The organism is uncultured Intestinibacter sp. (assembly GCF_902468165.1).
Taxonomy (GTDB): Bacteria; Bacillota; Clostridia; order Peptostreptococcales; family Peptostreptococcaceae; genus Intestinibacter.
In genome coordinates, this window is sequence record NZ_CABQXJ010000048.1 from 1 (window position 1) to 23,919 (window position 23,919).

Genomic DNA, 23,919 nt, shown 5'->3' on the forward strand with positions numbered 1-23,919 from the left:
TCCGTTGCTTAAAATTCACTTCGTTCATGGCGCCAACGAATCAAAGATTCCGTTGCTTAAATAAAAAAAAAGCCTGGGAAATATAATTAAATATCTCCCAGGCTTTTCTCCTTCCGTGTTCACAAATAACTTGTGCGTTTTCTCTCGGACCAGCTAGTATATAAATACTACGGAACCCTAGAAAACTATGAATTTTAAGTTTGAAATGTTAAACTTATCTTAGCATAATTACATATATGAATCAAGCTAATTCATTTATTAACTCGCTTGTTGTATTTTGTTATTTTTAGCAGATTTTTTATTATTTTTAGCTGCAGAATCTATGTAGTAAGTTCCTATTGCAAATACTGCTACTATACTTCCATATATATTAGTTAATTTTAAGAAAGATAGACTTTCTTTTTCGTAGTGACCTCCACCTTCTGGTGCCTCTAAATCTTGAGGTTGTATATGCTCAATAGCATATGAAAGTGTGTTATTTACTTTTGCGAAGTAAGATTGAGTATGTATGTTATATACTCCTAAAACTAATATTGCTACAACTATAACTCTTGCTAATATTTTTGATACTGTTGTAGAATTTTTTATATTGAACATCTTTTTGAAGAAGTTTCTTATAAAGTTCCAGTAAAGTCCAACATGAAGACCTATAAATGCTATTGATAAATAAGAAGCACCTATGTGAAGCATCTTCCAGAACATTACTCTATCATAATTATCAGCTTTCATCATTAATATACCACTTGCTAATATTGTGAAAACTAATATAAATAAACAAGCACTTATAATATAAGATATTCTTGTTCTCGCTTTTAAATTTTTATCAAAGATTCTCTTTGTTATATTTACTACCCATTTTCTGTTTACAATTATATGTACTAGTATAAGTGCACCAAATATCATCCCACTTTTAATATGGAATTGGAAACTGATTAAGTTTTTGTTGAAAAATGTTATAAACAGAGCAATCATAACTATGTCTAGTACGATTTTGAAAATATTCTTTTTATTCATTATTGCTATACTCTCCTTTTAAAATTTTTTATAATTAATTCAATTATTTTTTGATATTGATTTTCATTAACACATTTATTATATAATGTAATTCTTCTTTTAAATTTAAATATATTTGTTTTTTTTATACTATATTTAGTTAATTTAAATAAATATAGTGTAAAAATAGACATCTGTTGAATTTTAAAAAATTAACTAGAATTAAAAAACACCCTTTAAGTTAACTCCAAGTCAACTACTTTTTTGTTAGAAATTATCAATTTAATTTTATGATTTTATATCCCTAAATTTTTTTATTAATTTCATATATTCCATTGAAATTACTATTATTGACTTTTGTTTCTAAATAATATATTATGAAATGATAATTATTTTCATCATTTTATAATTTTTAATATTTTATAATACATTTATATTTTGCAATATATTAATAAATGTTTATATATCATTTTAAGGAGCGCTAGACATGAATCTTATAACTTCAACATTAAATGATTTTTATTATTGCTGTAAAATACCAGTTAAAGCTATTTCTTTTGAACTAAATGAAATCTATAAAATAGGATATGATAAAACTTTTAATAAATTATTTCCTACAGACGATATTTATAATTTAGTCAATAATGGGCACGATTGTTTAAATCAAAATATACAGATATCTGAAGATATCTACTATAGGATAGTAAATATCTCAAAATTAAATAAATATGTTGGTTTTTTTATATTAGGTCCAATAACTACAACCAAAACAGAAAATAGTACTTCTAGTATTCCTTATCTTCCATTGGAATGCTTAAATTATTGTGCTAATTTTATCATAGGAATTTCTACTGATAAATTTAATAAAGCTTTAGATACTAAATCATTTAATCCTTATATAAAAAAGTCTATTGAATATGTGCATAAACATTTTGATGAAAATATTAATATTACGAATTTATGTAAACATTTAAATTTAAATAAAAGTTATTTTTGTAGTTCTTTTAAAACTGCTACAGGACATACTTTCTGTCACTTTCTAAATCATTTTAGAGTTGAGAAAAGCAAGCAGTTATTATTAGAAACAGACTTAAATATACTCGATATTGCTATAGCAGTTGGATTTAATAATCAAAATTACTATAGTACAACTTTTAAAAAATTCACTGGAAAAACTCCATCTCAATATAGAACTTGTCATAAACATTAAAAAGCTCTGTGTTCAATATAAATCACCTACATAGAGCTTTTAAATTTATCTTTTAGGCTGATTTTCATAAATATTCATATAAAATTAAAACCAATTTTTTTTGATTGCTAATGGATATACTATTAATATGTAACTTATAAAATTTCGCACTTAAGTTTTATAAGAGTCACGAACTAAAATTTATAAATATAACAATAGTATTAATAATATTCAAATTATAATATAACAAATTTGTAATAATATTTTTATCTCACTGTAATTCTTTTGTAAGATTTAAAAAGTATAATAGAATTTAAGAAGTTATTCTATAAAAACATTATATATTTAAACAATTTTAGGGAGGGAATTACATGAATAAAAATCTAATAACACTAATTGTATCTTTTTTAATAATACTGTTAGTTGGTTTTATAGATAAAAGTACTAGTTATGATACTTCTAATTTTGGGGATACTGTTGTTTTTTATCCACAACATCAAGATGATGAAACACTTTGGGCCGCAAGTGCAATATTAGAAGCTATACAAGAAAGAGGGGCTGATAACGTATATGTTGTTTTAGTTTCTTATGGTACTGGAATAAAAGTTTTAAAAGATGAAAAATATAGTCAATTAAGCAATATGCAAAAGTATGAATATCGAGAACGAGAATTTTTAGATGCTGTAAAACAACTAGGTGTAAAACAAGAAAATATTATACTACTTCCAAGAATAAATAATTCAGAAAGTACTAGTTTTGAACTTATGGAACAAACTGCTCTTGATTTTGAGCATAGATTTAAAAATGTGACGCATGTTGCTCACACATATAAATACGATTGGCATCTTCAACACCTTAAAAATGGCTCTGTGATACAGTCTTTATATAATAGTGGGAAAATTAAACACGCACTTTATTTTATAAAACCTCAATATGAAAAAGATATACCAGCTCAAGAAAAAATAGTTTATAAATCTCAATCGCCTACTGAAAAAAATAAAATTAAAAATGCATGTATGGCGTATAAATTAATTGATGAAAATATGCAAAGAGAAGGTATTGGATATCAATCAGATCATAAGTCATTTGAAAAACTGATGAATAAAAATAGATCTATACTTCACACACCTAACGTTTAGATTGATTTAATATATATTTATTAGAAACCCATTGTACAATGTATCAACTTGCACAATGGGTCTTGTATTTTTATTATTTTTTGCCTTTACCTGTCATTTCTGTTATTTCCATTTTTAATACATATGTTTGAGATGCACTCTTATCTATATATTTCATTCCAGATTCTATGTACTCTGGAGATAATTTTTTTATAAGTGCCTCAAGACCTTTTTTCTTTTCATCTTCATCTTCAACTATTGAAACTTTTCCAAAAACAATAGCTGAACTATATTTAGTAGAGAATGTTTTTGGTTGAAGACATACATCATTTATAACTGTAAAACAAGCATTGCTATTGTGTATTATATTGCTAACTTTATATCCTACAGCTTTTGCACAATGAAAATATATTACTCCATCTTCATATACAAAATTCATTGGTACACCATAAGGTACATTATCAACCCCTATCGTTGAAAGTATGCCATATTCTGATCTATTTAAAATATCAAGAGTTTGATCTTCATTTAACATACGGTCTTTTCTGCGCATTTCCATAATTTTATTCCCCTTTGCGTGTTGTTTTCTGAAATAATTATAACACTTATTTAAATTAAATAGTATATTAACTAGCTAAGGTTATAAGTCAAATTATCCCTATCCAACCTTTTCAAAAATTAACAACTCTGTCCTCCAGTTTTTTAATTCTATACTGTTACTTTTAATATTTCCTTCTACTGAATCCCCTTCATTTATCATAATAATTTTTTGATTTTCTATTGTATATTCAAATTCGTCATCTTCTGAGCCAATCATTCTAATAATTCCTTTTCCATTTCCCTTAAGCTCAATTATCATTCCTCCGTCTTCACCATATGTCAAATTCCAAAGTTTATCACCCTTCTTAACAACTTTACCATCCACATGTATTTCTTTTAATTTATATGTTCCCTCATAATTTTTTATATTCGTTGCACAAGCTACCAACATTACTGCTAATAAGGCTGATGCTAAAATAAGTAATATTTTTTTCATTATATCCCTCCCCCTTATTATGTATAAACCTTATGAAAAATTTATATTATTTACTACTTTTAATTTATGAAAGGATTTATTTAATATTCATATTTTAACTATTAATAAAAGTTTTAATTAGTTGAGGTTAAATTGATAAAATATTTAAGAAATAATATGACACAAATATATAAAAAGAAAGGGTGATTACTTTGTTTTCTGTACTTATAGTAGAAGATGATAAAGAATTAAGTGAATTATATTGTACGGTTTTGAGCGACAATGGATATAAAGTTTATACTGCCCAAAATGGTGAAATCGCGCTTAAAATTATACATGAATCTTATATTGATTTAATGATTTGTGATGTTATGATGCCAAAAATGGATGGCTATGAATTAACTAAACAACTTAGAGAAAGTGGTTTCATTAGTTGTTTCTTCAATAATGATAGGAATTATAACATATATTTCTGTCCTTGAGAGAACAAAAGAAATTGGTATACTTCGTGCAATAGGTGCTAGCAAACGTAATGTATCACAAGTATTCACTGCTGAAACATTTATAATTGGTCTTTGCTCAGGATTAATCGGTGTTGGAACTGCATGCTTATTATTAATTCCAGGTAATGCAATCATACACGCTTTATTAGGTACGACTGATGTTAATGCATATTTACCAGTATCAAGTGCTTTAATACTGATTGTATTAAGTGTAGTACTTACTTTAATCGGTGGTGTGTTCCCTTCTAGAGCAGCTGCCAAACAAGACCCTGTCACTTCACTTAGAAGTGAATAAACTTAAATTTAAAAACTTAAAATAATTTCTTATATTTTTAATAAAAATATAATTTTCTTATTCAAATAATTTTCTTATCCAATTAAAATACCCTTGTACAGTTTTTTAAATTCTGCACAAGGGTATTTTTTAACAATACTCATAATCTGGTTGTATACTACGTTTTAATTCATGTAGTTTTCCATCAAATAAGCAATTTAATTCTTCGATTTTTGTATAATCAGCTGGTCGCATTAAACTAGGATGCTTCGGAAGTTCTAATGCATTACTCATCTCTAAAACTTCACTAACAAATTCTGAACAGAAATAATGACTTTTTCTATCATATGCAATATTCATTCTGCATAAAAGCAATCCTAAAACATTATATCTATAACAATCTGCATTTTCCATCATATCATCAACATGATTTTTGGCTTTTTCATATGTTTCATCATCTACTTTTAATTCATATAAGGCACATGGAATATGGTTACATTTTTCATAAAATCCACTATATAAAGCTTCATGTCTTATTCCAGCAGGCAATGGTGTCCTTTTATATTTTCTCGCAAAACTATATAAAGGCTCTAACTTTTCATCAAATGATATAGAAATATGTGTATACTTATCTGATGTAGCTAACCCAATTGTCTTAGACACGTATGTGTCAGATCTCGTAAGTAGTAAATAAATTGATTTCATCTACTATATCCTCCTGTGGTGTATTGTATACTTGCTTTGAGGAAAATATATTTCCTACATATTTCAAAAACATTAGGTTCGCCAAGTGTCTATAAACCCCACCTTAACTTACCATTATCCTTTTCAATTCTACAGAATCACAATAATAAAATCAAGAATTTTTTACACTTACTATTCTACAACTATTACTGTTAATACTTATGTTGTTGATTAGGTCTTACCCCTCTCTCTCTGTAAGTATTATCGTTACTATATACCTTGTTTAAAATTATCCAAATATACCTGATTTGAAATCATTCAAAATCTTTATTAGTTCTATAAATTAACATTCTTAAAGGAAAAAGCCCTTATGATATATTTGGACCAAAATAATATCATAAGGGCTTTTAATGTTTAAGATTACTTTTTATTTTTAACTGTTAACAATGTATACACTATTAGAAGTTCTTATTCCCATTCAATAGTTCCAGGAGGTTTAGAAGTTATGTCATACACAACTCTGTTAGCTCCATCAACTTCGTTAACTATTCTGTTAGCTATTTTTTCTAATACATCATAAGGTATTTTGTACCAGTCAGAAGTCATTCCGTCAGAAGATGCAACTGCTCTTAAACCTACTAAGTAAGCATAAGTTCTTTCATCTCCCATAACTCCAACTGTTTTAACATCTGGTAATGTTGCGAATGCTTGCCATATTTCTCTATATAGACCAGCTTTTCTTAATTCATCCATGTATATAGCATCAGCTTCTCTTAATATGTCACATTTTTCTTTTGTAACTTCACCGATAACTCTTATTCCAAGACCTGGTCCTGGGAATGGATGTCTAAATATTAGTTTATCTTCTATTCCTAGTTCTAAACCTATTTTTCTAACTTCATCTTTGAATAATTCTTTAAGTGGTTCAACTATTTCGAAGGCAACATCTTCAGGAAGTCCTCCAACGTTGTGGTGAGATTTTATTGTTACAGATTCTCCACCTAATCCACTTTCTACTATATCAGGGTATATAGTTCCTTGAACTAAGAAGTCCATTTTTCCAAGTTTATTTGATTCTTCTTCAAATACTCTTATGAACTCTTCACCTATTATTTTTCTTTTTGCTTCTGGTTCAGTAACACCTTTTAATTTTGATAAGAATCTGTCTTCACAGTTAACTCTTATTAAGTTCATGTCGAAAGTATCTCTGAATATTCTTTCTACATCGTCACCTTCATTTTTTCTTAAAAGACCGTGGTCAACGAATACACAAGTTAAGTTATCACCTATAGCTTTGTGAACAAGTACTGCAGCTACTGATGAGTCAACCCCACCACTTAATGCACAAAGTACTTTTCTATCTCCTATAGTTTCTCTTAATTCAGCGATTTTATCTTTTATGAATGAATCTGTAGTCCAGTCTCCTTTAACACCACATATGTTGTATAAGAAGTTTTTGATTATCATATATCCTTCTTGTGAATGTTCAACTTCTGGGTGGAACTGAACTCCGTATAAGTTCTTTTCTACGTTTTGTATACCTGCAACTGGACAGTCAGCAGTGTATGCTATTATTTCAAAACCTTCTGGAACTGAGTCTATTCTATCAGTGTGACTCATCCATACAGAATTAGTTGTTATTCCTTCGAATAATTTTGATTCTTTGTATGTTATAGCAGTTTTACCGTATTCTTTTTCTGCTGCAGTACCTCTTCTAACTACACCACCTAAAGTATGGCACATAGTTTGGATACCATAGCATATACCTAATATTGGTATACCTGCTTCATATATTTCTTTTGCCATTCTTGGAGAATCTTCTAAGTATGCACTATTTGGTCCCCCTGTGAATATTATCCCTTTTGGATTTTTAGCTTTTATTTCTTCAATGTCTGTTTTGTAAGAGATTATTTCACAATATACGTTATTTTCTCTAACTCTCCTAGCTATTAACTGATTGTATTGACCTCCGAAGTCTATAACAAGCACTAATTCATGTTTCATTACATCATATCTCCTTGCGTACTATAATTTGGTGCTTCTTTAGTTATTTTTATGTCGTGTGGATGACTTTCTTTTAAAGAAGCTGCTGTTATTTTTACAAACTCTGCATTAGCTTGTAATTGTTCAATTGTAGGTGCTCCACAGTATCCCATTCCTGATTTTATTCCGCCTATCATTTGGAATACTATATCTTCTGCTTTCCCTTTGTAAGCAACCATACCTTCTACACCTTCTGGAACTAATTTCTTTTGTCCTGATTGGAAGTATCTATCTTTTGAACCATCTTCCATAGCTGCTATAGAACCCATACCTCTGTATGTTTTATATGATCTACCTGCATATAATACTATTTCTCCTGGACTTTCTTCAGTTCCTGCGAACATTGATCCCATCATACAAACATTAGCACCTGCTGCTAAAGCTTTTACGATATCTCCAGAATATTGGATACCACCGTCTGCTATTATTGGTATATCGTATTTTTTAGCTACTTCATAACAATCCATTATAGCTGTTATTTGTGGTACACCTATACCAGCAACTACTCTTGTTGTACATATAGAACCAGGTCCCATACCTATTTTAACACAATCTGCACCAGCTTTTATTAAATCTTCGCAACCTGCTGCTGTTGCAACATTACCCGCTATAACCGGAAGATCAGGATATGCAGCCTTTACTTTTTTAAGGGCATTTATTACATTTTGTGAATGTCCATGTGCACTATCTAAAACTATTATATCAACCTTTGCTTTATAAAGAGCATCTACTCTCTCTAATAAATCGTTAGTTATTCCTACACCTGCTCCACAAAGCAGTCTGCCTTTTTTATCTTTTGCTGAATTAGGGTATTGAATTTTCTTTTCTATATCTTTTATAGTTATTAATCCTTTTAAATGACCTTCTTCATCAACTATTGGTAATTTTTCAATTCTATGTTTACCTAATATATCTTTAGCTTCTTCTAGAGTTATACCTTCTCTTGCAGTTACTAAATGTTCTTTAGTTGTCATTGCTTCTTCTATACGTCTAGTCACATCTGTTTCGAATTTGATATCTCTATTCGTAATTATACCGATTAATATGTTGTTTTCATCTACTATTGGAACGCCTGATATTTTATATCTTGCCATTATGTTATCTGCATCTTGAATTGTGTGACCTTTAGATAAAGAGAATGGGTCTACTATTACTCCACTTTCACTTCTTTTTACTCTATCTACTTCTGAAGCTTGTTCTTCTATTGACATGTTTTTATGAATTATACCGATACCGCCTTGTCTTGCCATAGATATAGCCATTTTAGATTCTGTAACTGTATCCATACTAGCACTCATTAACGGAATATTTAGTTCAATATCTTTTGTTAATTTAGTCTTAATATCGATTTGTGATGGTATTATTTCTGATTTCTGTGGAATTAATAATACGTCATCGAAAGTTAAACCTTCTTTTACGATAGTTGCCATTTTACATTACCCCTTTCATAGTTAATTGATTATGTTAATTTTAAAATATTTTAAATATTGTAATTTTAATTATTATTTAAAATAATATATATTCATTTATCTTATAAAATTTAAAAAATTATATCAAAAAAGCCTCTATAGTAACTTCCATCAATTTTAACAAAAGTGAAATTACTATAAAGGCTTTTAACATCACTGATATAGCCAATCCGCTGGGATAAATATCGGCCGGCGGATTTACTTAAAGATGTCGCAGATATAATAATTCCACTCATAGTCTAGATATTTACGGCATCTAGGTAGAAACTCTCAGACCATATTACTGAGCATATACGAGTGATTTATTAATTAGCTTTATTTTTTCATTTAAATTAATTTGTTCAATTAATTGAATATTAATTTATCAAAATTAATGAACGTTGTCAACAATTTTAAAAAAATTTTTCGGCTATTAAATAATTTATTTCTTGAAAAACTTTAACTAGAGGTATGTTTTCCCTTTTAGCCATTATTTTACAATCTTCATACTCTGGTGTCGCTTTAATTAATTTATTATTTAAGTAACCTAACTTTATTTGTATGTCACCGTATTTTGTATTTATTCTTTCAAATTTTCTATCTATAACCCTTCTTTCTAGCTTATGATATCTCACTCCAAACGTTGATGTTTCAAGGATTAAGAGGTTTATAAGTTTTTGTAAATCTTCTTCTTTGCACAGTATACAAATCTTATATGCAGGTCTATTTTTCTTCATAAAAATACTTTCTGTATATATATCTAATGCACCTTGATTTAAAATTTGTTCGTATATGTGAGAATATATTTCTGAAGACATGTCGTCTATATTTACATTAATCTCCCAGACTATATTCTTTTTTTTTTTACACCTATAAATGTTCTTAGCATGTTTGGAACTTCAAATTTTTTATGTCCGATTCCATATCCTATTTGTTTAGTTTCAAATTCAATTTCGTCTATAAATTTATCACACATAGTTTTTATAATTGCTGCTCCTGTTGGAGTTGTACATTCACCTGATACATTGTTAAATTTAACTGGTACGTCTTTTAATATTTCTACGACTGCTGGTGCTGGTACTGGAATTATTCCATGTGCACACTTAACAAAACCTGATCCTAATGGTACTTTTGTCGCATATATTTTGTCTATGCATAGTAAATCTATTAGTATACATGAACCTACTATATCGATTATTGAATCCATTGCTCCAACTTCATGGAAATGTATTTTGTCGATAGATGTCCCATGTACCTTTGCTTCTGCTTTTGCAACTTCCATAAAGATATCTTTCGCATTTTGTTTTATTTTGTCGTTTAATGTACTATTGTCGATTATGTCATATATATCTATCAAGTTTCTATGTACATGACCTTCATTTACTATAACATTTACGTTTGTTCCTCTTATTCCATTTTCAAATTTATCATTTATTTCTATTTTGTATTCTTTGTTTAGGTTTAATTTGTCCAACTCTTTTAAAAATATTTCCTTTGGAACTCCTAGATTTAGTAATGTTGCTAAAGTCATATCCCCTGATATTCCACTTATAATATCAAAATATAAAATCTTTTCTTCTTGCATGTATTTTCTCCCCGTATTGTTTTATTATGTATTTTTATATATTTAATAAATTATTTATTTATATCGATTATTTCTATATTATTTTACTCAAATAATATTTTTTATATTTTCACAAATTACTTTAATTTGTTTTTAATTTATAATATCAATTCAATTTTCTCAATTCCCACAATATTTATAATTATTTTAATTTATTTATAGTAGCAGCTAAATATCCTGCTCCAAATCCATTATCTATATTGACTACAGATATCCCAGATGCACAACTGTTTAACATTGCTAAAAGCGCAGTAAGTCCATTAAAACTTGTCCCATATCCAACTGATGTTGGAACAGCGATTACTGGTACATCTACCATTCCGCCAACAACACTTGGTAATGCGCCTTCCATCCCTGCCACAGCAACTATTACCCTTGCTTGTTCAATAAGGTATCTTTTATTTAATAATCTATGTATCCCAGCTACACCTACATCATATATTCGCTCTACTTTATTTCCTAAAAATTTAGCAGTATAATAAGCCTCATTAGCCACTGCTATATCTGATGTACCTGCTGCAAGTATTGCTATAGTACCCTTTCCTACTATTTCAATCTCATGATTTTTTATCATTAATACTCTCGATAATTCATCATATTCTACATTGTCGTATATCTGTTTTAATTTTTCAGCAGTCTCTTTTCTGCATCTTGTTCCAAGTACATTGCTTTGTTTTTTAAGTAAAACATCTACTATCCCTATTATATGTTCATCTGTTTTTCCTTCACAGTAAATGACTTCTGGAAACCCATTTCTAATCTCTCTGTGATGGTCTATATTTGCATAACCTAAATCTTCATAAGGTAAATCTTTTAATTTAGTTATCGCTGTATCTATATCTATTTCATCATTTTTAACTGCTTCTAATAATTTTTTTACATCCATATTAACTTTGTGCCCCTTTCTCTATGATAATATCACCATATATTTCCCTTATAATTTACATATATTGTAACACTTACATCTTTATTTAGAAATATCCTTTTACCTAGTTTATACAATTTATAAGTATAATTTCCTATACGTTATATAAATTTTAAATACCTAATCTCCATTTAATCTCAATAGATTTTCTAAAATAAAAAAAGCACCATATCACAAAACTATTATGATATAGCGCATTAATTTCGAGTCGATATTTTAAATTTTAATATAATGAGTTAGATTACATCATTCCTGGCATTCCGCCACCAACTGCTGCAGCTGGATCTTCTTTTTGAGTAATTTCTGCAACTGCTGCTTCAGTAGTTAAGAATACACTTGCTATTGATGAAGAATTTTGTAAAGCACTTCTAGTAACTTTAGTTGGGTCAACTATACCAGCTTCTATCATGTTTACATATTCTTCTTTATATGCATCAAATCCTACTTCTGGATCTGCGTTTATTACATTTTGTACTATTACAGCACCTTCAAGACCTGCATTTATTGCTATTTGTCTTAATGGTTCTTCTAATGCTTTTCTTATTATTTTAGCACCTATAGCTTCTTCGCCATCTAATTCAGATATTAATTTTTCTACTGCTGGTATAACACTTACAAGTGCAGTACCACCACCAGCAACTATACCTTCTTCAACAGCAGCTTTAGTTGCATTTAAAGCATCTTCTATTCTTAATTTCTTTTCTTTCATTTCAACTTCTGTAGCTGCACCAACTTTAACTACTGCAACTCCACCAGATAATTTAGCTAGTCTTTCCATTAATTTTTCTCTATCAAAATCAGAAGTAGTTTCTTCAGCTAAATGTTTTATTTGGTTTATTCTGTTTTCTATGTTAGCTTTTTCTCCAGCTCCATCAACTATTGTAGTGCTGTCTTTTGTTACTTTTATTGAAGATGCTCTACCTAACATGCTTAAGTCAGCTTCTTTTAATTCGTAACCAACTTCTGAAGATATTACTGTACCTCCAGTAAGTATTGCTATATCTTCTAACATTTGTTTTCTTCTGTCACCGAATCCAGGAGCTTTAACAGCAACAACATCAAATGTTCCTCTTAATTTATTAACTACTAATGTAGATAATGCTTCACCTTCAACGTCTTCAGCTATTATTAATAATTTTTTACCTGTTTTAACTAATTGTTCAAGTAATGGTAATATTTCTTGAATGTTAGATATTTTCTTGTCAGTTATTAATATGAAAGGATCGTTTAAAACAGCTTCCATTTTATCAACATCTGTTACCATGTATGCAGAAACAAATCCTCTGTCAAATTGCATACCTTCAACAGTATCTAATTCAGTTTTCATAGTTTTTGATTCTTCAACAGTTATAACACCATCTCTACCAACAACTTTCATTGCTTCAGCTATTAATTGACCTATTTCATCATCACCTGAAGATACAGCACCAACTTGAGCTATTGCTTCGTCAGTTTCAACTATTCTTGATTGATTTTTTAATTCTTCAACTGCTACTTCTACAGCTTTAGCTATACCTTTTCTTATTAAGATTGGGTTTGCTCCAGCTGTTACGTTTTTAAGACCTTCTCTTATGATTGCTTGAGCTAAAACTGTTGCTGTAGTAGTCCCATCACCAGCTACATCATTAGTTTTAGTTGCAACTTGTTTAACAAGTTGAGCACCCATATTTTCAAATCTGTCTTCTAATTCTATTTCTTTAGCTATTGTTACACCATCATTTGTTATTAGTGGAACACCATACATTTTATCAAGTATAACATTTCTACCTTTTGGTCCTAATGTAACTTTAACTGTATCTGCTAATTTATTTACCCCTCTTTCAAGAGCTCTTCTAGTATCTTCTGCAAATTTAATTTCTTTTGGCATGTTAATTCATCCTCCTACTTATAATATTATAATTCTACTATAGCTAATATATCGCTTTGTCTTAATATTATGTAATTTTCCCCATCTGCTTTTATTTCATTTCCAGCGTATTTAGAGAAGATAACTTTATCTCCTACTTTAACTTCCATTTTTACTTCGTTTCCATCTACTATACCACCTGGTCCTACTTCTATAACTTCAGCCATTTGTGGTTGTTCTTTAGCTGCTGTTGGTAATACTATACCGCTTGCAGTTTTTTCTTCAGCTTCAAATTTTTTAATGACAACTCTGTCTGCTAATGGTCTTATTTTCATGTCCCATTCCTCCTATTTATATAAAAATCTTTGTGTTAAGTACATCTTAAAAATTCTTTTTGTATAGAATTTATTTATTATTTTCCAATTTTATCACTCTTTAACTAAGAGTGCTAACAATTATTATATTATACTATTTTACTCATTTTTTCAACCTATAATTGGATTTTTTTTCAAATTGTTATGAGTTTACAGTAAATTTTTTCAAATAAAATTTCGCATGCTTTTATATATTCTTTTTTGTTTTAATATATCCTCTATTACTTTTATAAAAATTATCTTCCTATACCAAATTCTCTTGCATAATAGAATAAATATTGTTGTGCAAATCCTGCTAAATCTCCGAATTTCTCTATACCAAATTTTCTAATTTTAGTTAAACTTAAATCCTCTTCAACGTAGAATTCTTGCATTACTCTCTTTACCCAAACATCAACAGGGAATGTATCGTATTTTTGCATACCAAATAAAGCTATACAATCAGCTACTTTTGGACCAACTCCATTAAATTTAAGTAATTCTTTTAAACATTCAGCCGTTGGTAATTTTCTATATTCTAGTACATCTATATTTTCATCATTTACTATTTGAGCAGTTGATTTTATATATTTATCTCTAAACCCTGTTGAACATGCTCTAATTTCTTCTATAGTTGCTTTGTTTAATTGTTGTGGTGTCGGGAATGCATAGTATTCTTGATTTTTATACTCTCCTATATATGTTCCAAAGTTTTTTGATAAGTTATTTATAGCTCTTTGTATCATTGGAATTCTATTATTTGCAGATATTATGAAAGAAATAAGCATTTCCCATCCATCTTGTTTTAATATTCTTATTCCTTCGCCAAATTCTGTAGCCTTTTCTAAATGCTCATCCATTACTTTTAATGTATTTACCATTGATTCATAATCTCTTCCTAAGTCGAAGTAGTCATACCATATGTTATCAAAATCTTCTTTTGTTGTATTATCTAAATATATTTTGTTTCCTTCTTGTTTAACGTTTATCACTTTGCCCATTGCCACACCTGTGTATGAGTCATCTTCTTGTTTTATCCATCTGAAACATTGTCCACATTCAAATATATGTTTAGGGTTAAAATTTTTTACGTCTTCTAATATTACAGTGTTACCTTGTTGTGTTACTTTCATTATGATTTCTCCTCTTACTTTATCTATTTTTTAATATTATTTTAATTATACCCTGGTTAGGTAGATTAATTACAATAACTTATAATCGTTATTTTTATTTTTAATATCATCATACAATATAGTTATAGTTATAAATCCTTCTCCAATCTCATGATCATAAATCATAGTTGGCTTTATATCAATAACTTGCTTGTCTTTTATAAAATTATTTACCGTATTTTCTATCTCTGTAGTTTCAAATCCGTCTCCAATAAAATCTTTAAAAATTTTTATTTTCATATTATTCACCCCTAAATTTATCAACTTATATATTATTTATATCAATATTAGCTTATAAATAACTTAATTATAAGATTAAATAAAAAAACTTCAGCCTGTTTTGGCTGAAGTTTTTGTTTTTACATATATTTATTTATTACTTCATAGCATTTCTCTCTGGCACTATCTCTATTCTGACTTATTACATCTAAGACCCATCCATTTCCGCCACCAGCTAATTTAGCATCTTCAATTGCACTTTGTTCTCTATTATATTTTTCTTGTTCAAAAGCATTTCTATAATTTCTTATTTCTTGTGCCTTATCTGGGAAATAAGAAGAAATATTGATTCCCTTGCTCAATATATTCCCCGTATTTTTTAGGTTGTATAACCTTAGCATAGACAGTAATTCCTGAAAATGCTACTGCCATTAAAGCTACAATTGCTACCACAATAATTAATGGGCTGCGTTTTTTGATTGATTGTTGTTCATAAATTTCTCCCTCGTTATATATATTAGATAAAAGCAGTTAATCCCTGCTAAACCTCACTAAATCTAGATATCAGTTTTTTCAATGCTTCTGTCATTTGATTAACTTCATCTTGTGTATAAAAATACCCATCATTAACTTCTTTTCCTGTTTTTATATACGCATCTAATGTTACTTTATAGTCTAATAACTCATTATTAACCTTGCCTCTATCTAATTTTTCGTAGATGGTTTCAGCTCTATCAATACATTCACTTAATTCATTCTTATTTGTCATTTGAAATACAGTTAATTGAAATCTTTCTGATACATTATCATATCCGACTTCTTCTATATAATTTTCAACAACTGTTCTTATCGTTTCTCTGTCATTTTTACTCACTATGTCTAAAATTTCTAAAACTAAGTTTTCATCCTTTAAATCTAAAGATTGTGCTTTCATAACACATTCTTTAACTTTTTCATCATCACTTATCCCTACATAACTTTTGGAGAGTCCCAAGAGTGCTTCTATACTATTTTTATCTATCCTAAGTGCACTCTCAAAATCATATATTGCTTGTCTATAATGTTCTTCAGCTATATGTTCATTCCCTAATTCTATATATTTATTGTATTTTTTAGGTATTATAACCTCTTTATATGCCATAATACTCGAAAAAACTACTACCGCTAAAACTAAAATCATCCCTATAAATTTTAGCAGCTTACTCTTTTTCATTTTATTCCCCATAAAAATCTCCCTTTGTAATTTTTTCTGCCTTATATATATTAACCAATTTTTATCATTTTTGCAAACATTTGCTTTTTATTTTACACTTATCGATTTACATTTATTTATTTTTACATATAAAATTTATTGTATATGTACTATCAATTAATTTGTATATAATTCTATTATAAAAAAATTACCTTTATATTAAATCTTTAAGATAAATTATAAGATTTTTATCAAAATTCGCTTCGCTCATGGCGCCAACGACTTCGTCCGTTGCTTCAGGTAATAAGTTGGAAAATCTACATTATCCACAAACCAGATAATGTAGATTTTCCTTAGAATTAAAAAAAATAGGATATTAAAATAGATAATCTATTCTAATATCCTATTTATATCTAAAATATAATCATAAATTTATATAATTTTTATATTTATTATGATAATACTTTTTCTATTATTGGTTGAGGTGCAACTTCCTCATCAGTTAATTCAAATGCATGATAAAGTTCATCAATCCATTGTGGTTTTAGTTCTTCATCGTGATAAACAACGCATATTGTTTCACCTTCATTAACTTTATCTCCACGTTTGCAAGCAAGCTCGATTCCAACAGCATGATTTACATCTTCTTCTTTAGTTGCTCTACCTGCACCAAGTTGCATAGCTAGTATACCAAGTTTTTCTGAGTGAAGTAATTTAACATTTCCTGATTCTTTGCTTTTTATCTCTGTTTTAAACTTAGATTGTGGTAATAACGCTGGATTTTCTATCATATCTACGTTACCACCTTGAGCTTTAACCATTTCTTTAAATACTTCGAATGCTCTTCCTGAAGATACCGCTTCATCTAACATTACCCTAGCTTCGTCTTTATCTTTCGCAACTTTTCCTTGAATTAGCATTATTTCAGCAGCTTGCATACAAAGTTCTGTAAAATCTGCTGGTCCATGACCTTTTAATGTCTCTATTGCTTCTCTTATTTCAATTGCATTACCTATAGTGTTTCCTAAAGGTTGGTTCATATCTGTTATCATAGCCATTGTATTTCTACCTAAGCTATTTCCTATAGATATCATAGCTTCTGCTAATTTTGTTGCATCTTCTATAGTATGCATAAATGCACCTTCACCATATTTAACGTCTAATAATATAGTATCTGAACCAGATGCTAATTTTTTAGACATTATTGATGATGCAATTAGCGGAATAGATTCAACAGTTCCAGTAACGTCTCTTAAAGCATATAATTTTTTGTCAGCTGGTACTAAATCTCCAGTTTGACCTATTATAGCTATTCCAACTTCTGAAACTTGTTTTTTGAATTGTTCTTCTGTTAAGAAACAATTGAATCCTTCTATAGATTCTAATTTGTCAAGTGTTCCACCTGTATGTCCAAGTCCACGACCAGACATTTTTGCTACTTTTAATCCACAAGCTGCAACTAGTGGACCTAATGCCATTGATGTTTTATCGCCAACTCCACCAGTTGAGTGTTTGTCAGCTTTTATACCTTCTATTGAAGATAAGTCTATTACATCACCACTGTTCATCATAGCTTTAGCTAAGTATGAAGTTTCTCTTTCGTTCATTCCATTTAAAACTATAGCCATAAGTAATGAACTTATTTGATAATCAGGTATAGATCCATCTGTTACACCATCTACAAAAAATTGAATTTCTTGGTCTGTTAATTCTTCGTTATATCTTTTTTTATTTATAACATCTACAAAACGCATATCTATTTCCTCTTTATTTTAGTATCCTTGTGCTTCTTTACCTTTTATTAAGTTTATTGCAGAACTTGTTCCTATTCTTTCACAACCTTCATTTATAAACATTTCAAGGTCTTCTACAGTTTTAACTCCACCTGCAGCTTTTATTTTTACATTTTCTCCTATGTGTTGTTTGAATAATTTTATATCTTCTATAGTTGCACCAGCAGTTCCAAATCCAGTTGAGGTTTTTATGTAGTCTGCTTTTGCATCTGTAACACATTTACACATAGCTATTTTTTCTTCTCCTGTTAAGAAACAAGTTTCGATTATAACTTTTAATATTTTATCTCCTACAGCTTCTTTTATTGCTTTAATCTCAGCTGTAACTTTGTCATAATCTCCATTTTTAACATCTGATATGTTTATTACCATATCTACTTCGTTTGCTCCGTTTTCTATAGCTTGTTTAGCCTCTAAAACTTTTGCTTCTGTTGTTGAGTATCCAACAGGGAACCCTACTACTGTACATATGTTAACTTTATCTCCGTATTTTTCATTTATACGAGATATGTAACAAGCTGGTATACATATTGATGCTGTGTTGTATTCTATTGATTCATCACATATTTTTTGTATATCTTCCCATGTTGCTACTGGCTTTAATAATGTATGATCCACGTGTTTTAATATTTCTGCTGTATTCATTATACTACCTACTTTCTTTAGCTTATATTGCCTTTTACCTATATTTTAATTTATTTATAAACTAACTATATTGATTAGTTTTTTCTTAATTTTAGTATTGAAATTACTTATTATACAAGTTCTTCTAATACTGATGTCCCTATTGTGTTTTCTGGCATATTTATATTGAAGTTGTCAGCTATTGTTGCACCTATCGTTGCAAAAGTATCTTTTTCTTCTAATATTCCACCTTTTTTCATAGCTGGTGAATAAGCTAAGAATGGAACGTATTCACGAGTGTGGTCAGTTCCTTCATATGTTGGATCATTACCATGGTCTGCAGTTATTATTAATAAATCATCTTCCCCTAATTTATCTATAACTTTTCCTAAGTTAACGTCGAATTTTTCAAGTTCTTGAGCATATCCAACAGGATTTCTTCTGTGTCCCCATAAAGCATCGAAATCAACTAAGTTTACAAAACATAATCCTTTAAAATCTTTATCCATTATTTCTAATGTTTGTTCCATTCCATGAACAGAAGATTTAGATTTGTTAGATTCAGTTATTCCTTCACCATCGTATATATCGCTTATTTTTCCTACAGATATAACGTCATATCCGTTGTCTTTTAGCTCGTTTAAAACAGTTCTTCCATATGGTTTTAATGCATAGTCATGTCTGTTGCTTGTACGAGTGAAGTGTCCTTTTCCTGTTCCAACGTATGGTCTTGCGATTACTCTACCTACTTTGTATTCATCTCTAAGAGTTAATTCTCTAGCTATTTCACAACATCTGTAAAGTTCATCTAGACCAAAAGTTTCTTCATGTCCACATATTTGTAAAACAGAATCTGCTGAAGTGTAAACTATCATATCACCAGTTTTCATTTGGTGTTCACCAAGTTCGTCTAGTATCTCTGTTCCACTTGCACTTTTGTTTCCTACTATTTTGTGACCTGTTTTTTCTGTTAATTCATCTAGTAATTCTTGTGGGAATCCTGTATCTGTGAAAGTCTTAAATGGTTTTGTTATATGAAGTCCCATCATCTCCCAGTGACCAGTCATTGTATCTTTACCTATACTAGCTTCTTTAAGTTTCATTTGATAACCTAGTGGATGTTCTATTTTATCAACATGTTTTATTGGATGTAGGTTTGCTAATCCAAGTTTTTGTAGATTCGGTATTTTGAATGAATCTACTGATTCTGATATATGTAGTAATGTATCTACATTTATATCTCCATAGTTTTTAGAAGTATCATCTTGTCCTATTCCTAATGAATCAATTACTAAGACAAAGACTCTATTGTATTTTTTCATATCTATCACTTCCTAAATAAATTAATTTTAGAATAGTGTTATTAATCCAACTACCATTGAACTTAATACACTTACTGCAAATCCACCTATCATAGCTTTAAATGCTAATTTTGATAGAACTTTTCTTTTATCTGGACATAATGCAGATATACCTGATATACAAATTCCCATACTTGATATATTTGCAAAACCACAAAGTGAAATAGCCATAACTAAACCAGTTCTATAGTCTAATGATTTTATTACTTCTCCTAATGATTGGAATGCAACAAATTCATTTAATACTAATTTTTCACCTAATAATTGTCCTGCTCTAAGTATTTCTCCTCCATCAAGTCCCATTAAGAATCCTATTGGTGAGAATATATATGAGAATATTTGTTGTAGAGTTATACCAAATACACCTAGGATACCATTTACTAATGCTACTAAACCGATTATAGCTATTAAAGATGCTCCTATTGCTAAAGCACTTTGAAGACCATTCATTGCACCTTCTGCTATAGCTCCTATAAGATTTTCATTATCACCTTTATTATCTATGCTTACATCTTCAATATTTTGTACTTCTTCTAATTCTGGTAATAACATTTTTGATATCGCTATACTTCCAAATGGAACTAATGCACTTGCTATTAAGATATATTCCATAGGTATTCCTAATGCAACATATCCACCTATTATTGTAGCAGACATACTACCCATTCCAGATATTAAAACAACCATTATTTCACTTTCTGTCATAGATCTTAGATATTTACTTACTAATATTGGACTTTCTGTTTGTCCTAAGAACATATTGGCAACTGCTACGAAACTTTCAACTTTACTTGTTCCTAATAGTTTCCCAACGATTGTTCCTATTATTTTAACTATAAATCCTAATATTCCTAGGTAATATAAACCACCTACTAATGCTGAAATAAAGATTATATTTCCTAATGTTTGTATACCGAAAATAGATCCGGTTGGCGATGATGCATCAGCAAGACTTCCAAACACGAATGTAATACCTTCAGCACCATAACTTAATACTTGTGTTACTACAGCAGATACTTTTTCAATTACAAGTCTTCCTAAAGGGAATTTTACTAATATGAAAGCTATTAGAACTTGAATTAAAAAGGCTTTTATTACTGTTTTGTATGGTATATCCTTTTTGCTAGATGATAACAAATACATAATGCCCATAACTACTGCAATACCTAATAAATTTATTAATATTTTCATTTGGCCTTTACCTTTCTTAAGTTTACTTATTTATATTTATTTAACAATAATTAGTTTTTACATATATTAAGCATTTATCCGTATTATATGTAAATAGAAATTCTTAAATTTATGAATTTCTATATTTTAAATTAAAATATAGTTTAAATTTTTACACTAGGTTGCATTTAAGATTCTAACATCACACTCTTTTAATGTCAATTATTGTAGTTTCCGTAAAAATATTAATAAATTCAAATAAAGTATTGTCTGTTTTTATTGTTTTTTCGTTATATTGAAGTAAATATATTTGGTATACATTTTTTTATTATAGCTGCGATTTCTTCTTCACTAGCTATACAATCAGTATCTACCCAATGCTTTAAAATCATAGTAAATCCAGCTTGAAAATATATAAAATAATATAGTATCTCTTCTTCATCATTAATACCATGTTTTTCGCATCTAGGTTTTATTATATTTAATACCTCTTCATATCCGTCTTGAATCGGAAAAGTATTTCTTGTACTTAAATTGATTTTATAAAAGTATTTATGTTTCTTTATATGTTTTAGAAAGAATATAAACGATTCTTGTGAAAATATAGTATATTTTCCTGCATCCTTATAACTCTCTAATAGTTCCTTCCTCAATTCTATTTGCATTTTATCGAGCATATCATAAATATCAATAAAATGTGCATAGAATGTAGAGCGATTTACCCCTGCTTTTTCACATATTTTCTTTACTGTTATTTTTTTTAATTCTGTGTTTTTCATAATTTCTAGCATTGATGTTTGCATACGAATTTCTGTTTCACGAAATCTATGATTATTTTTCTTATTCATAAAGCACCCCTTTTTATTATTCCAACACAAATCGCAGTATTGATGATTGATTCAATTATTATATACAACCATAATATTAATTACAAGGTATATTAAATTTAATTAATTTATAAAAGGAGTGTTATAAATTATGAAATCAGCAATTTATTTAGGGAAAGAAAATATTGAAATACAAAATAGACCAATGCCAGTGTTAGACGATTATGATGTATTGATAAAAAATATTTATTCAAGTATATGTGGAACTGATGTTGCAGTTTATAAACATGGCGAAAATACTGGTCATAGAATAACAGTTGGCGAAGAATTTGGACACGAAACAATCTCCCAAGTCGTTGCTGTTGGAGATAAAGTCACAGAATTTAAAGTCGGTGAACGTGTTTATCCATACCCTCGTTTTGCAACTGGAGATACAAAACGAGCAGGAACAATTGGTGGATTTTCTGAATATATAAAGATTCCAAATGCAAAGAAAAATTATTCTTTATATAATGTTGATGATTCTATCTCTGATAAAGTCGCTTGTCTTATTGAGCCATTTACAGTTGGATGCAGGGCGGCAAGACGTGCACAACCAAAACAAGGTGAAAATTTTGTTGTGTTTGGTTGTGGTACAATTGGGCTGGCGATGCAAATAATTCATTAAATGTGACAATTAAATTTTAATTATAACCACGTGTAAAATGTGTGGTTTATTATGAGGCTATAAGACTCTTTTTCTATTATAAATAAAATTTTCCTTAGAAGTAAAAGAGGCTGCCTAATTTGGCAACCTCTTTTATATACTTATGACTTAAATTAACTGTGATTACATTCCTATTTCTTTGAATTCTCTACTACCTGGTTTAACTAATTCTATTTTTCCTTCTTTACATAAAGGACAGTTTTCAGCATCGTGAACTTGTATGTCTAATTTTATAGCACTGTATATTGGCATTCCTATTGGAGCACTTGTTCTATCTGCTATACAAGCAACACCTATAACTTCTCCACCTAATTCTTCTAGTGCTTTTTTAGTTTCTAAAGTTGATTTTCCAGTAGTTACAACATCTTCTGATATTATTATTTTAGCCCCTGGTTTAACTTCAAATCCTCTTCTTAATTGCATTACTCCGTCTTTTCTTTCAGTGAATACTGCTTCTTTGTTTAATTGTCTTCCTAATTCATAAGAAACTATTACTCCACCCATAGCTGGCCCAACTACTAAATCTATATCTAAATCTTTTATTTGATCAACTACTGTGCTTAGTACTTCTGCTGCATATTCTGGGTATCTTAAAACTTTTGCACATTGCACATATCTGTTACTGTGTTTTCCTGAAGATAATAAGAAATGTCCTTCTAATAATGCATCACTTTTCTTTAATATTTCTACTACATCTACTTTACTCATTTTTATATTCCTCCGATAATTTTAGTTTACTCTTTGTTTTAAGTTATTTTTTAATTTATATTTTAACATTGTATACACAATACGTATACTTATTAATCAAATAACAAAATTTTTAAGTAAAATTATAGTTTT

General features: G+C 28.9%; 26 protein-coding genes and 2 riboswitches. Of the genes, 5 read left to right on the top strand and 21 right to left on the bottom strand.

Annotated elements, in window-relative coordinates:
• Positions 1-92 precede the first annotated feature (92 nt).
• A riboswitch (guanidine-I (ykkC/yxkD leader) is annotated at positions 93-192 on the bottom strand.
• 66 nt (positions 193-258) lie between these two features.
• Entirely contained in the window at positions 259-1,014 is a 756-nt protein-coding gene (locus RDX53_RS09310) for a DUF4405 domain-containing protein (RefSeq protein ID WP_295571838.1), read from the bottom strand.
• A gap of 466 nt (positions 1,015-1,480) precedes the next feature.
• On the opposite strand from RDX53_RS09310, the gene RDX53_RS09315 reads away from it, so the two are divergent.
• Together RDX53_RS09315 and RDX53_RS09320 are read left to right on the top strand one after the other, a co-directional pair.
• Positions 1,481-2,203 carry a helix-turn-helix transcriptional regulator gene (locus RDX53_RS09315; RefSeq protein ID WP_295571834.1) on the top strand — a complete coding sequence of 241 codons (723 nt, stop codon included), beginning with the start codon at positions 1,481-1,483 and terminating at the stop codon, positions 2,201-2,203.
• Between the two features lie 350 nt (positions 2,204-2,553).
• Positions 2,554-3,321 (top strand): PIG-L family deacetylase, encoded by a 768-nt coding sequence (locus tag RDX53_RS09320; RefSeq protein ID WP_295571832.1) that lies wholly within the window; start codon positions 2,554-2,556, stop codon positions 3,319-3,321.
• A 73-nt stretch (positions 3,322-3,394) separates the two neighbouring features.
• Here RDX53_RS09320 and RDX53_RS09325 read toward each other — a convergent pair whose 3' ends face one another.
• Positions 3,395-3,859 (bottom strand): pyridoxamine 5'-phosphate oxidase family protein, encoded by a 465-nt coding sequence (locus RDX53_RS09325; RefSeq protein ID WP_295571830.1) that lies wholly within the window; start codon positions 3,857-3,859, stop codon positions 3,395-3,397.
• A gap of 99 nt (positions 3,860-3,958) precedes the next feature.
• Positions 3,959-4,336, bottom strand: coding sequence for a hypothetical protein (locus RDX53_RS09330; protein WP_295677516.1), 378 nt, complete (start codon positions 4,334-4,336; stop codon positions 3,959-3,961).
• 191 nt (positions 4,337-4,527) lie between these two features.
• Here RDX53_RS09330 and RDX53_RS09335 point away from each other — a divergent pair, with 191 nt between their 5' ends.
• Both RDX53_RS09335 and RDX53_RS09340 read left to right on the top strand, forming a co-directional pair.
• The gene (locus RDX53_RS09335) at positions 4,528-4,797 is read left to right on the top strand and encodes a response regulator (protein ID WP_330605585.1); all 270 of its coding nucleotides are present in this window, start codon (positions 4,528-4,530) and stop codon (positions 4,795-4,797) included.
• A complete protein-coding gene (locus RDX53_RS09340) occupies positions 4,763-5,113 on the top strand; it encodes an ABC transporter permease (protein ID WP_195930437.1) in 351 nt (116 codons plus the stop codon). The genes RDX53_RS09335 and RDX53_RS09340 overlap by 35 nt, the downstream gene beginning before the upstream one ends.
• A gap of 129 nt (positions 5,114-5,242) precedes the next feature.
• On the opposite strand, the gene RDX53_RS09345 is transcribed toward RDX53_RS09340, so the two are convergent.
• The 17 genes from RDX53_RS09345 to RDX53_RS09425 all read right to left on the bottom strand — a co-directional run bounded on the left by RDX53_RS09345 (position 5,243) and on the right by RDX53_RS09425 (position 22,394).
• Positions 5,243-5,797 (bottom strand): hypothetical protein, encoded by a 555-nt coding sequence (locus tag RDX53_RS09345; protein ID WP_195930439.1) that lies wholly within the window; start codon positions 5,795-5,797, stop codon positions 5,243-5,245.
• A 447-nt stretch (positions 5,798-6,244) separates the two neighbouring features.
• Positions 6,245-7,780, bottom strand: coding sequence for a glutamine-hydrolyzing GMP synthase (guaA, locus tag RDX53_RS09350; RefSeq protein WP_195930441.1), 1,536 nt, complete (start codon positions 7,778-7,780; stop codon positions 6,245-6,247).
• Positions 7,780-9,249, bottom strand: coding sequence for an IMP dehydrogenase (guaB, locus tag RDX53_RS09355; RefSeq protein WP_195930443.1), 1,470 nt, complete (start codon positions 9,247-9,249; stop codon positions 7,780-7,782). Before guaB ends, guaA begins: the two co-directional genes overlap by 1 nt.
• A 254-nt stretch (positions 9,250-9,503) precedes the next feature.
• Positions 9,504-9,605, bottom strand: a riboswitch (purine riboswitch).
• Positions 9,606-9,680: 75 nt separating this feature from the next.
• The gene (gene larC, locus RDX53_RS09360) at positions 9,681-10,085 is read right to left on the bottom strand and encodes a nickel insertion protein (RefSeq protein ID WP_195930445.1); all 405 of its coding nucleotides are present in this window, start codon (positions 10,083-10,085) and stop codon (positions 9,681-9,683) included.
• A gap of 29 nt (positions 10,086-10,114) precedes the next feature.
• Positions 10,115-10,852 carry a nickel pincer cofactor biosynthesis protein LarC gene (gene larC, locus RDX53_RS09365; protein ID WP_295571817.1) on the bottom strand — a complete coding sequence of 246 codons (738 nt, stop codon included), beginning with the start codon at positions 10,850-10,852 and terminating at the stop codon, positions 10,115-10,117.
• Between the two features lie 181 nt (positions 10,853-11,033).
• The gene (larB, locus tag RDX53_RS09370) at positions 11,034-11,777 is read right to left on the bottom strand and encodes a nickel pincer cofactor biosynthesis protein LarB (protein WP_307994033.1); all 744 of its coding nucleotides are present in this window, start codon (positions 11,775-11,777) and stop codon (positions 11,034-11,036) included.
• A 280-nt stretch (positions 11,778-12,057) separates the two neighbouring features.
• The gene (groL, locus tag RDX53_RS09375; RefSeq protein WP_307994034.1) at positions 12,058-13,683 is read right to left on the bottom strand and encodes a chaperonin GroEL; all 1,626 of its coding nucleotides are present in this window, start codon (positions 13,681-13,683) and stop codon (positions 12,058-12,060) included.
• Positions 13,684-13,709: 26 nt separating this feature from the next.
• On the bottom strand, positions 13,710-13,997 hold the full coding sequence (gene groES, locus RDX53_RS09380) for a co-chaperone GroES (RefSeq protein ID WP_022070910.1): 288 nt from the start codon (positions 13,995-13,997) through the stop codon (positions 13,710-13,712).
• 275 nt (positions 13,998-14,272) lie between these two features.
• The gene (locus tag RDX53_RS09385) at positions 14,273-15,148 is read right to left on the bottom strand and encodes a DNA-3-methyladenine glycosylase (protein WP_195930459.1); all 876 of its coding nucleotides are present in this window, start codon (positions 15,146-15,148) and stop codon (positions 14,273-14,275) included.
• 69 nt (positions 15,149-15,217) lie between these two features.
• Positions 15,218-15,427, bottom strand: coding sequence for a hypothetical protein (locus tag RDX53_RS09390; protein ID WP_195930461.1), 210 nt, complete (start codon positions 15,425-15,427; stop codon positions 15,218-15,220).
• A 119-nt stretch (positions 15,428-15,546) separates the two neighbouring features.
• A complete protein-coding gene (locus RDX53_RS09395; RefSeq protein WP_195930463.1) occupies positions 15,547-15,768 on the bottom strand; it encodes a hypothetical protein in 222 nt (73 codons plus the stop codon).
• 179 nt (positions 15,769-15,947) lie between these two features.
• Positions 15,948-16,619: a hypothetical protein gene (locus RDX53_RS09400; RefSeq protein ID WP_307994035.1), complete on the bottom strand. Its 672-nt coding sequence runs from the start codon at positions 16,617-16,619 to the stop codon at positions 15,948-15,950.
• Between the two features lie 431 nt (positions 16,620-17,050).
• Positions 17,051-18,352, bottom strand: a complete 1,302-nt coding sequence (locus RDX53_RS09405; protein ID WP_295571806.1) for a pyrimidine-nucleoside phosphorylase — start codon at positions 18,350-18,352, stop codon at positions 17,051-17,053.
• A gap of 18 nt (positions 18,353-18,370) precedes the next feature.
• Positions 18,371-19,036: a deoxyribose-phosphate aldolase gene (gene deoC / locus RDX53_RS09410; protein ID WP_307994036.1), complete on the bottom strand. Its 666-nt coding sequence runs from the start codon at positions 19,034-19,036 to the stop codon at positions 18,371-18,373.
• A 110-nt stretch (positions 19,037-19,146) separates the two neighbouring features.
• On the bottom strand, positions 19,147-20,337 hold the full coding sequence (gene deoB, locus RDX53_RS09415) for a phosphopentomutase (protein WP_295571804.1): 1,191 nt from the start codon (positions 20,335-20,337) through the stop codon (positions 19,147-19,149).
• Positions 20,338-20,364: 27 nt separating this feature from the next.
• On the bottom strand, positions 20,365-21,567 hold the full coding sequence (locus tag RDX53_RS09420) for a NupC/NupG family nucleoside CNT transporter (RefSeq protein WP_195931054.1): 1,203 nt from the start codon (positions 21,565-21,567) through the stop codon (positions 20,365-20,367).
• Between the two features lie 269 nt (positions 21,568-21,836).
• Complete coding sequence (locus RDX53_RS09425) at positions 21,837-22,394, bottom strand: TetR/AcrR family transcriptional regulator (RefSeq protein WP_307994037.1); 558 nt, start codon at positions 22,392-22,394, stop codon at positions 21,837-21,839.
• A gap of 130 nt (positions 22,395-22,524) precedes the next feature.
• Here RDX53_RS09425 and RDX53_RS09430 point away from each other — a divergent pair, with 130 nt between their 5' ends.
• Entirely contained in the window at positions 22,525-23,040 is a 516-nt protein-coding gene (locus tag RDX53_RS09430) for an alcohol dehydrogenase catalytic domain-containing protein (protein ID WP_307994038.1), read from the top strand.
• A 162-nt stretch (positions 23,041-23,202) separates the two neighbouring features.
• Here RDX53_RS09430 and pyrE read toward each other — a convergent pair whose 3' ends face one another.
• On the bottom strand, positions 23,203-23,787 hold the full coding sequence (pyrE, locus tag RDX53_RS09435) for an orotate phosphoribosyltransferase (protein ID WP_195931055.1): 585 nt from the start codon (positions 23,785-23,787) through the stop codon (positions 23,203-23,205).
• Positions 23,788-23,919 lie beyond the last annotated feature (132 nt).